The organism is Gordonia malaquae NBRC 108250, from assembly GCF_000344135.1.
GTDB lineage: Bacteria > Actinomycetota > Actinomycetes > Mycobacteriales > Mycobacteriaceae > Gordonia > Gordonia malaquae.
Map to the genome: position 1 here is coordinate 1 of NZ_BAOP01000055.1, position 9,596 is coordinate 9,596.

Annotated in this window: 11 protein-coding genes and 1 pseudogene; 3 read left to right on the forward strand and 9 right to left on the reverse strand. The window is 65.2% G+C overall.

The window, feature by feature from the left end; genetic code table 11:
* Window positions 1-47: 47 nt before the first annotated feature.
* The 7 genes from GM1_RS21795 to GM1_RS20595 form a co-directional block, all read right to left on the reverse strand.
* On the reverse strand, window positions 48-1,400 hold the full coding sequence (locus tag GM1_RS21795; RefSeq protein ID WP_008382135.1) for a relaxase/mobilization nuclease domain-containing protein: 1,353 nt from the start codon (window positions 1,398-1,400) through the stop codon (window positions 48-50).
* A complete protein-coding gene (gene mobC, locus GM1_RS20575) occupies window positions 1,397-1,966 on the reverse strand; it encodes a plasmid mobilization relaxosome protein MobC (protein WP_008382137.1) in 570 nt (189 codons plus the stop codon). Before mobC ends, GM1_RS21795 begins: the two co-directional genes overlap by 4 nt.
* 302 nt (window positions 1,967-2,268) lie before the next feature.
* Window positions 2,269-2,496: an antitoxin VbhA family protein gene (locus GM1_RS20580; protein ID WP_008382139.1), complete on the reverse strand. Its 228-nt coding sequence runs from the start codon at window positions 2,494-2,496 to the stop codon at window positions 2,269-2,271.
* A 131-nt stretch (window positions 2,497-2,627) separates the two neighbouring features.
* Window positions 2,628-4,130 carry a replication initiation protein gene (locus tag GM1_RS20585; protein WP_008382140.1) on the reverse strand — a complete coding sequence of 501 codons (1,503 nt, stop codon included), beginning with the start codon at window positions 4,128-4,130 and terminating at the stop codon, window positions 2,628-2,630.
* 187 nt (window positions 4,131-4,317) lie between these two features.
* Window positions 4,318-4,587 carry a hypothetical protein gene (locus GM1_RS22555; RefSeq protein WP_157436245.1) on the reverse strand — a complete coding sequence of 90 codons (270 nt, stop codon included), beginning with the start codon at window positions 4,585-4,587 and terminating at the stop codon, window positions 4,318-4,320.
* A 383-nt stretch (window positions 4,588-4,970) separates the two neighbouring features.
* The gene (locus GM1_RS23165) at window positions 4,971-5,102 is read right to left on the reverse strand and encodes a hypothetical protein (RefSeq protein ID WP_263053710.1); all 132 of its coding nucleotides are present in this window, start codon (window positions 5,100-5,102) and stop codon (window positions 4,971-4,973) included.
* 253 nt (window positions 5,103-5,355) lie between these two features.
* Window positions 5,356-5,658 (reverse strand): hypothetical protein, encoded by a 303-nt coding sequence (locus GM1_RS20595; protein ID WP_008382142.1) that lies wholly within the window; start codon window positions 5,656-5,658, stop codon window positions 5,356-5,358.
* Window positions 5,659-5,841: 183 nt separating this feature from the next.
* On the opposite strand from GM1_RS20595, the gene GM1_RS20600 reads away from it, so the two are divergent.
* A complete protein-coding gene (locus GM1_RS20600; protein WP_008382143.1) occupies window positions 5,842-6,225 on the forward strand; it encodes a hypothetical protein in 384 nt (127 codons plus the stop codon).
* A 3-nt stretch (window positions 6,226-6,228) separates the two neighbouring features.
* On the opposite strand, the gene GM1_RS20605 is transcribed toward GM1_RS20600, so the two are convergent.
* The gene (locus GM1_RS20605) at window positions 6,229-7,527 is read right to left on the reverse strand and encodes a cutinase family protein (RefSeq protein ID WP_157436247.1); all 1,299 of its coding nucleotides are present in this window, start codon (window positions 7,525-7,527) and stop codon (window positions 6,229-6,231) included.
* A gap of 372 nt (window positions 7,528-7,899) precedes the next feature.
* On the opposite strand from GM1_RS20605, the gene GM1_RS20610 reads away from it, so the two are divergent.
* Window positions 7,900-8,172 carry a hypothetical protein gene (locus GM1_RS20610; protein ID WP_008382146.1) on the forward strand — a complete coding sequence of 91 codons (273 nt, stop codon included), beginning with the start codon at window positions 7,900-7,902 and terminating at the stop codon, window positions 8,170-8,172.
* A 618-nt stretch (window positions 8,173-8,790) separates the two neighbouring features.
* Here GM1_RS20610 and GM1_RS20615 read toward each other — a convergent pair.
* A pseudogene (locus GM1_RS20615) lies at window positions 8,791-9,210 on the reverse strand (mammalian cell entry protein); the annotation flags it as partial.
* A gap of 87 nt (window positions 9,211-9,297) precedes the next feature.
* Between GM1_RS20615 and GM1_RS20620 the strand changes: the two are divergent.
* Entirely contained in the window at window positions 9,298-9,507 is a 210-nt protein-coding gene (locus GM1_RS20620; RefSeq protein ID WP_008382148.1) for a hypothetical protein, read from the forward strand.
* The last annotated feature ends 89 nt before the right edge of the window (window positions 9,508-9,596 follow it).

Genomic DNA, 9,596 nt, shown 5'->3' on the forward strand with positions numbered 1-9,596 from the left:
TCGCAGCAGAGGCGTCCGGAACGGCTAGCCGGGACTACTTTCGTCGCTCACCTGCTCATTCCTCGTCGTGGGTCCTGCGGCTTCTGCGCGGCACGGCGTGCGCGGTCCTGGTGGCTCGGCTCCACAGTCTTCTTCTTGACCGGGGCCTTGGACGGGTTGGCCTGGGTGACGCCGCGACGGGCCAGCCTCGCGGCGCGAGCTGCTGCACTCTCCGCTGGTGCGCCCAGCGGTCCCGCTGCTGCACGCTCGACCGCGGTCGGCGGCGTGGTCTTCCTCGCCCCTGCACCCAGCGGACCGGCTGCAGCACGCTCGGCGGCGCGCCGCCGGTCCGCGATCGCCGCCGCTGGCGGTGCGGTCTTCTTCGGCGGTGCGGTGACCGGCTGTGTGGTCCAGAACCGTGCGTGCTGTTGCTGCTCGTCGCGCAGTGCGTTGGTGCGCTCGTGTCGGTACCGGTTGCGCCCGATCCGGTCGGATTCGGCGCGTGCCTCGTCCGTGCGGCGTTGGAAGCTCGCGCCGCTCTCCAACCGTTTACGCGGCTCTACCGGCTTCCCGCCAGGTGCCGCGCGGTGCTTCGCGGGGCCGTCGAGGGTGGGCGCCATTTTCGACCAGGACAGTCCACGGTCGAGCTTGGACGCGGAGAACCAAACCGGCTGACCGTCGCCGTCGAGTCGGTTGGGGTCGGCGAAGCTGTACCCGTTGACCCTCCCGGTGCTCGCGACGTTGGCGCGGTAGAGGATCCCCGCACGATCCAGCTCCGCTTCGAACCCCGCACGTCCTGATCCGGCGGCGACGTCGACGGCGGCACGAACGTTCATCGCCAAGTCTGCGCGGACCGGTGTCTGACCGGTACGGCGTGCGCGGCGTTCTTCGCCCTGAGTCAACCCGGTCTTGGGTGCTGGTGCCTGCTGGTAGTCGGGGACCTCGGTCAGTCCGTAGCGCTGCTCGGCCTCGCGCATCACCGGGCGCACTGCGCGGAAGTCGTGCGCGCCCTTCCACACCTTCCCGTCGTCGGCCACTCGCGAGACCGCGACGTGCACGTGATCGTCGGCGTGACGCACCACGACGTACGGGTGCTCAGCGAACCCGAGACGCTCCGCGAGCTGATCGGCTACCTGGTTCCACTCGTCATCGCTCAACCGACGATCGTCGGCGTGCGTACGTAGTGAGCACTGCCAAACATTCTTCTGCACGCGCGGACGCTGCTCGTGCGCCAACTTGAACGCGCGCGCCCACCCGCTGCCGTCGCGATCATCGACCACCGGCACCGTCCCACCGATCACCAGACCACCCGAGTACGTCCGGCCACCGCGCACATAGACGTGCTCGTTCGACCGGCCAGGCCCATGCAGATACCGGGCCAGACCCGCCGCGTCCGACCCTCGGGTGATCTTGGCGATCACCTCTCTTCCAACCGGGCCAGCAGCTCGTACAGCCGCGCGACTTCGCGGCGCGTGGCGTCCATGTGCTCGGTGGTCACCTCGAGCGCTCGCGCGTACCGCCGCTCGTCCATCGGCTTGGCTTCACCGTGCAAGCCGCGCGCTATCTGGTTCACGTTGTTGCCGACCTTCGACAGCTCCACCCGCAGATCGTGGACCAACTGCCACTGCTCCACCGACAGCGCACCCGCCGTCGATCCGCCGGCACTTTCGGCCGGCACCGACGATCCGCCGGCAGAAGTGCCGGCCGATTCCCCGCGGGCGGCGCGCTCGGCGCTGCGCTGCTTGCGGCGCATGTCGAGCATCAACCGCACCGGGACCTCGCGAATCCACGCACCCAACTGGCGATAGTTGTCGCTCAACGCGGCCTGCTCCAGCTCCGAATGCTCGGCGTCGGTAAAGCGCACAGCGACCACGCGGGTGCGCTTCACGCCGCCGCGTTGGCGCTCAGACTCCGCGCGCCGGTACAGCCGCAACACCTGTGCGGCGAGCGCCTTGTCAGCGGCGGAGCCGCCACTCTCGACGGTCACGTCGACCTCCTGTGAACGAAGTGAACAGGTCCCGTAGTGAGCGCAGCGAACACGGCGAGCGACCCTAGAGTACGAACGTTGCGCAGCAACGGAGTAACTCTAGGGTATAGCTCGCTCTCGTGGTCTGTCAGCGGATGCGTGGTGAGGAACGATCCGCGCAGGACGAGGAGCAGCCAGACCACGAGGTGACCTGAGCGGACGGACCGTGAGCACGGGCCGTGTTCGGAGCGCTAGCGGAGAACGCCGGACTGTGCGAGCCGGTGCGTCCGCTCAGGTCACGCCGGGCGCGCAGCGCACGGTAATCAGTCGCGCAGCGGCTGACCATCGGGCGGCGCAGCCGACCGAGACGCAGTAATCTCGGCCAGCACTCGTACACGCTCGTCCTCGGCGGTCGACTCGCCACGGAAGCCACGTTGCGCCGCCGCAACGTCACCCGGGGTCGGCTCCATCCCGGCCATGCGGTGACCGGCGATCATTCCCGCAATCGCCTGCGCTTCGGTGTACGCCGGGACGCTCCGCTCATCAACCATGCACCGCACACTACGACCGCCCTACGACACCGCACCGCGAACAGAACGAGGCCCTGTTAATGGAACACCGGAGAAGCTAGGAACCCACGTCTGCGGTACGTACCGCAGGGGAACCGTATATTGCTTACGGCTCAGTCCTTTTTGGGTCGGCCCCGTTTAGCTTGCATCCCGAGTGCCTGTCGAAGGGCCTTCACTCGACTCACCGACAGACCCAGTTCCTCCGCGATCTCTCGCGTCGTCGGCTCGCGCTTCTCTCGTCGTTCACTCGCGATGTAGGCGAGCACGCGGCCCTTGTTCTCGTCGGTGTTAAGCGCACGCAGTCGGTTCGCACTGTCGAGCTTGTCGAGTTGTGCGCGTGCGTAGTCGCTGTCCCGATCGGCCCATCGCTCGGCGGCCTTCTTGCCGCCCTTACGGCCCAACGTCGCCAGCGCTTTGCGTTCGCGGGTGTTGGCCCGACCTGTCTCGACGGGTCCGCCTGCAGTCGAGCTGGACGGGCGCCCGGCCACGACGTAACCGCGGACTCGTCGCGCCAGCGTCAGACGATCACGCATCGGCGGTAGGTCTTCGGTCCGGCCATCGGCGCCCACCGCGTGCGCGACGGCGTACGCCCTCTCGTAGGCGTCGATGATCTTCGCATCGCTCATCCGCTGCCCTGCCGCGCGTAGTCGATGCGCCTCGGCCAACGCGTGCCGGAACGCCGTCTCATCACGCGCAGCGCGGCCCTGACTCACCCACAGGACCTTCACACCGTCGATCCGATCAGCGTCCATCGCGGCGGCGTCGGGCAGCTCTGCGGCCAGTTCGTCCGCCAGCGCCTTGAACGTCTCGGCCTCGGCACGGCGCGCCTGCACCGCTTCGAGCAAGGCGCGGCCACTGGTGAACGACTGCGCTTCGCTGCGCCGCGTCGACCCGTCTTCGCCGGTCACCGCCCTACCTTCCTCGATCAGATCACCGAGACGATCCACCCGGTGATGCTGGCAGTGCCAACGGTAAGCGGTCGGGTCATTGCCTCGGTAGAACGGCGACCTCGACAGGACGTGCGCGAACGCCGGATCACCGCCGAGAACGTCACTGAGCACCGTTGCGGTGGCTTTGAGCAGCCGCACGTTCGATGAGTCGCCGCCCGGACCTGCGTACACCGGGTCAATCAACCAGATGAGCTGGGCTTTTCCGCTCTGCGGGTTGATCCCGATCCACGACGGCCCTGCACCGGTCGCGGACAGCCTGGACACTGCCCTGTACACGTCCGAGTTCAGGTTCTCGACCAGGCCACCAGCGCTTCCACGCTGGTCAACGTCGATCACCAGGACAGCTGACCGCTGCGGGTGGGTCAGTGCGACGTACTGACACCGGCCCAGTCCCTTGGTGCCCATACGGAACAGTCGCGGGATGGCATCACCTGCGGCGTTGGTCCGCCACGCAGCGCGGAAATCGCGGCCAGGACAGCCGTGCAGGGTGTTGCGGCCCAGGTGAGCGGCCAAACGGGCACGGTCCTCGTCACCAGCTCCCAGCGACACCAGACCCAACGGGCGAGCGCCCAGCCCCTCAACGAGCAGCGCGACCGCGTCAGCAAGATCACGGCGCGTCGTCGGCGGCGCTTCGATGCTGGTCAGATCGTTCTCGGTTAGACTCATGCCACGCTTTCTCCCCTGTTCGCAGCAGGGGGTTAAGCGAGCGCCGCCAGGGACCCCAAGACCCTGGTGGCGCTCATTTCTTTGCGGTGACAGTAGCTCTGACCAGCCCCAATTCTGGGGAGGCGCACCGGAATCCGGCAGGACTGTTCATAGGGCAAGCGAGCGCGGAGCGGTCGCGCGGCAGCCCTCAAAAGCCGAGCAGACCGAGAATCCCACCGCGCCGCGCAGGCTGCGCCGCTGGTGCTGGCGTGCTGACCTGCGGTTCCGGCTCAACTGGTGGGGCGGCCGACGGCTGCTCTGGAGGACTCGGTGCCGCTTCGAGTGCGCGGAGCGCTTGGGCCTGGGTCTCGATGACCCGATCCTTCTCAGCGGCCAGGCGGTCCTTCTCGACGGCGAGCTGCTGCGCGGCGGCGAGCTGGACACGGAGCAGCTCGACCTGGTGGGACAGCTCAGCCACTGTCCGCACCTCGGACTGATCATGTCCTCGTACAGGAGGGGATGGACGGCCAGGGGACAGCCCCACCGCGAGCAGGTCCGCCAAGGGGATGTGCCAACCGTCATCATCCTTTGTGGCCTGCGGAAATTCACCCGAAGCCAGCTTGCGCATGATGGTCGTTCGAGACACGCCGGTCTCGCGGGACGCTTCGGCAGCGCTGAACATCTTCATGTCCACCAACGCTAGGCGGTCACGTCCTCGTACAGGCCCTCGGACACGCCCCGAACAGGTGGTGGTCAGCCCTGTTCAATCTGCATCTCACAGCGTCGCGCCAGCCGCACATCCTCGGCGACCACGCGCGCACTGGGGACCAGAGCAGGGCATCCCGCTCTGGTCCCCAGTGGCTATCGATCCGCGACTTGCGAGATCACCGTGAGGATCTGCGCTTGAACCGAGCTGTCGCATCCGGCGAAGACCACCAGGAATGCCACGAGTGCGACGATGAGCGCCCCGTGTCGGTTGAGTGAAATTGTCATGCAAATTTCCGTTCGCTTGAGATGTCACACCTTTTTCGGACATCACGAGGGAACGTCAGACCGCAGGAATTTCACTCCAAAAACCAGCCTGACCTGCGTGTTTGATAATTGTAGCACGGTCAGTTACTCTCTAATTGACAGTAAGAGATAGAGTGGGGATACCTGCGACCTAACGGTCCACTCCTAACTTTATCACCAGCCCCTAACATCTCTCACGCGCACCCGTTTACGGCGTGTCTTCCACCGCCCTCGCTCACCTGCCCAGCCCGCGTCGTGGGTCCTGCGGCTTCTGCACTGCTCGGCGTGCGCAGTCCTGGCGGCTCGGCTCCACGGGCCTCTTCTTGACCGGGGTCTCGGCAGGGTTGGCCTTGACGACGCCGCGACGGGCAATCCTCGCGGCGAAAGCTGCTGCACTCTCCGGCGGCGCGCCTATCAGATCTGCTGCCGCACGCTCGACCGCCGCTACCCGCTGCTGGCCGTTATCCATCTCGAACCAGATCGATCCGTCGTCGGCCTGCTTCGGCTTCCGCGCTGCTAACCCTGTCTGCAAAAGCACCTACCGGAGAGAGTTGTCCGGTCCGGACAGCCGGTTGTCCGGACCGGCTAAATGAATTACACCCCCGACATGGGCGTTTGCCGCGTGTTTGCGGTGTGCAGTTGTCCGACCGCGCCGTCCTGATCTGAACTGCTTCCAGGGGAGGAAACATCCTCTATCGCACTTCGTTCTAGGAGGAACATCGTGAAGCTTCGTAACATCGCTATGGCTGGCCTGGTTGCACCGGCAGCGTTCATCGCAGTGGGTCTGGCACCGACGCTGGGGAGCGCCTCGGCAGCTCCTGCGGGTGCGCATCAGGTCGAAGCTCCGAGCGCGGGATCGGCATGTTTCAACGGTAAGGCCGGATACGGATGCAAGGACGATCCGAACATCGGTCCCAAGGAAAAGCAGTGCTACAAGGACGGCGCTATCGGCGGCGCTGCCGGTGCCCTGGGAGGACCGGCAGGAGCTGCACGAGGCGCGATCGCGCCGACGACCCGCGGCTGGCTGTGTGGCCGCGAGTACATACCTCTCGCCGAGATTGTCGACGACTTGTTCGCTCAGGTGCAGATACCCGCTGCCGGTTGATCGTCACGCGTCGGCGAGCGGCGCTTCGGCGGGAACCGTGAACGCCGGATGCACCGGAAGGTCCGACACCGCGGCTGTCACTCGAGCAGCCATTCGGTCGAGTTGGGTCCCGTCGCCCCCCGCCGGGCCGAACACATTCGATGCGATCTCCGAAACCCGGGGAAGCTCAGTCTCAGTCCCATCCTTAGGAACGAGTGGCGCCAGCGGCGTCGCGGCCAGTTCGGCATCCTGGGTGACGGGCACGGCCACCGGAGTCGACGGAATCTGCTCGGCCGCCACGACTCCGGGAACGGTGATCGCGTCGACGGCGTCGGCGACGGTCCCGACGACGGCATCGACAACCTGGACGACTGTGATGAGGATGGCCTGCAGATCCGTGATCGGCGGCAGCACAATGGCACCGATGCGTGGTGGCAGCGCCCAGGCGAGGATGGGCGGGAAGTATGCGGCCAGAGGTGTCGGCCGATACGTCGTCGCGATCGGCGCGGGCGTGATGAACAGGCGAGTGACCGGGTCGAGTACGTCGTAGAGCGTCGGGACCCCCGGCGCCGGCCTGGGGGTGTCCGCCGTCGGTATGTACGGCGTACGCCGGACCGTGTGCAAGCGGCCGTCGTCGACGGTGTGCGGTGCGGCGAAGTAGTCGCCGTGCGCGCCGTAGACGAGGTACCCGAGGAGATTGTTGACGAACCCGATCGGGTCGAGTATCGGGTTGGGCGCCGCGCAGATCCCGTCGTTGGTCTGGCAGACCTGCGTGACGCGGATGTTCCGCGTCTGCGGCCGCGGCCCCATCATCGGGAATCCCGGCACAAACGACGGCAGCGTCGCCATGACTCCGGGTCGGACTGGATCGGGTCGGCGTGGATCCGAATAGAGGACGCAGCTCGTGTTTCGCGCCATCACCGGGTCGGAGTCGAACGTGTTGCACACGTTGCCGGTGACGAGAGCCCCTTGAGAGAATCCCACCAGGCGGATGTGCGATTCCGGGCAGCGCGCGCGGAACGACCGCGCGGCCCGGCGCAGGTTCCGTTCGCCTTCGGCCGTCGACTCGGCCCCACTGATGTTGCCCCCGACCGGCGAGATGCTCGCGCTGTAGTGAACTTTCGTTCGCTGCGTGTCGGCGGGCACCGACTTTCCCATCGCACCGAGTCGAATGCCGTCGGGCTGCGCCGCCCCTCCGGTGGAGAACTCCATCACCTGCGGGCAGCTCGGAGCGGCCGACGTCACTCCGACGTTTGATGGCAACATCGGGGACAGAAGTCCCGCGGCAAGCAGAACCAAGATCCCGGACCTCCGAATATTCATGCGGCAGAGAGTATTTCGCGTCTCAACCGGAGCCCATAGCAAAAATAGTGATGCGCAACACTCAGCAAATCAGTGACGCGAATGTAAACAGCTATGGCGCAGTAACCGAGGCGCGCCACAGGCCGTTTCACGATGTCGAGACGCGGTATCGACGGACTCTGCATCACGCCGTTAACCTCAAGGAAAACTATGAATCTACCCTGCGTGACGGACGTCTCAAGGCGATCGGCTAACACTACGAATATTCGAGATGAATTCAGAAGGTTGCTAACTGTCGAACTGTGAACATCACGTAGAGGGTTTCATGGGCGCGCCCCAGGATCCTCACGGAGATCGACATTGTGGCCACCCTCAAGACGAAGCTTGGCGTGAATGTGCCAGCAAAGATCATCCTCCGCAGCGACCGGCGGCCGCCGCGACACTCTCACCGCCCGCATGGCCGAACGCGCCGACCAGCTCGACTACTGGACCAAAGTCCGTGAACAGCAGATCAGCGAAGGGGCCGCCACCAACTACGGCCCCGACACCATCGCCAAAGACGACAAGATCAAGACCCGAGGCACCTGGTACCTCGTCGTCCGCGTCAACAAGAAAACCGTGAGCGTCGACGTCAGCGACATGTACCAAGCCCCGACCCGCTGCTAGTCGTCTTCGCCGCGCTACTCACGAGCGGTGAGGAGGAAGGGCCGGCCCCATCGAAGCCCGTCGCCCATGAGCGCATACGCGCTCCCTGCTGACTGGACGGCATCAGTCGGGCCTTTCTATGAAGTTGGTTCACCTATCCCCTGTGAATCGACGGCAATCAGATCCACCGGGCAGTTCGATCCTATGCCCACTCGGGTGGCGACGTGTCGTACACGCCCACACAATCGCGACAGGTCGGCTACTGTCCACGCAAGCCCCACCGCACCGCCCCCCTCGGTGCGGTTGGGGCGTTTCTATTCGTTCCCCTACATCGGGCCGCCGTGCGATCACCGCCAAACGTAAGACCATCTCACCCGAACGGAAGGCAAGCGCCCGACCGTAGGGGAAACACAGATGCTGTGCGTCCACGCGGCGCCGCGCGGTGATGGACCGGCTTCGCCGTTCCGGGCGCAATTGGCACGGCCTACGGCCGCGACCTATTTGAACTGATCGGAAACGGCTTCGCCGTTGCTGAAAACCGACGGTGTGGGTTCATGCCTGTTCGGCCCTGAGATTGTCATAGGCGGCCTTTCTCATACTGCGGAACTGCGGGGTTCATGGCTAACTGTTGCGGCTACGCTAGTTTTCGGCGCGTACGCCCACCAGGCCTGCCAACTGGTTGGCGAGCGGGTTGAGGTTCAGCTCGTCGGGATCACGCTTGGGCTTGTTGTCCCAGGGCTGCACGAAGTCGGGGTTCGACAAGTCGGCGTTGTTGGCGCCGCGCACCGCTGTCGGACTGCCGGTGGGCACCGAGCAGGCGGCTTCGGTGTTGAACGGGAAGTCGTCGTAGTTGATGTCGAAGTCGGGGTTGCGCGCCTTGATCTGGTCGATCATCCGCTGCGTGCTCTCGTAGCCGCGTGTACAGCTCGGCGGGTTCTCCGTCTCGAGGACGATGCCGAATCGGATCGTCCCTTCCGGTGATGACGGGGTGTTGCTACCTGCAGAGAGTATGGAGAGCATCGCGAAGGTCATGCCGGTCGCGAATGACGCCGGTTCGATCGGCGGCTGCGCCAAGGCACTCATCGGGTAGCTGGTCCTCAGCTATCGTCCTACTCATAAGTGGTTCTAGTCGCAAGGAGACTGTCTGTGAACGTTAGATCTGGAGTGGGTCGGCAGGTCGCAGGTGCACTCGGTGTCGCCGTTGCGTTCTACCTCGTGTTCATGATCTACGACGGAATCAGGCTCGACGATCCCGTTCCAGAGATGTTCACCGGTCAGATCGTAGGAACAATCATCGTGGCCGTCCTAGGCCTGATCGTCCCTGTATCGACATTGGTGCGCCAGCAACGCTCCTGAACCACACCCGCCTTAAAGATCGTGGCCGGTCTTTGTGCACCCTCCGTGGGTAGATGCACAAAGACCGGCCACGTCTCATTCCCCAACCG

Bases quoted from the DNA above. Each gene is read 5' to 3' on its own strand.
- GM1_RS20580 (WP_008382139.1), bottom strand. From the start codon at position 2,496: ATGGTTGATGAGCGGAGCGTCCCGGCGTACACCGAAGCGCAGGCGATT.
- GM1_RS20585 (WP_008382140.1), bottom strand. From the start codon at position 4,130: ATGAGTCTAACCGAGAACGATCTGACCAGCATCGAAGCGCCGCCGACG.
- GM1_RS23165 (WP_263053710.1), bottom strand. From the start codon at position 5,102: ATGACAATTTCACTCAACCGACACGGGGCGCTCATCGTCGCACTCGTG.
- GM1_RS20605 (WP_157436247.1), bottom strand. From the start codon at position 7,527: ATGAATATTCGGAGGTCCGGGATCTTGGTTCTGCTTGCCGCGGGACTT.
- GM1_RS20610 (WP_008382146.1), top strand. From the start codon at position 7,900: ATGTGCCAGCAAAGATCATCCTCCGCAGCGACCGGCGGCCGCCGCGAC.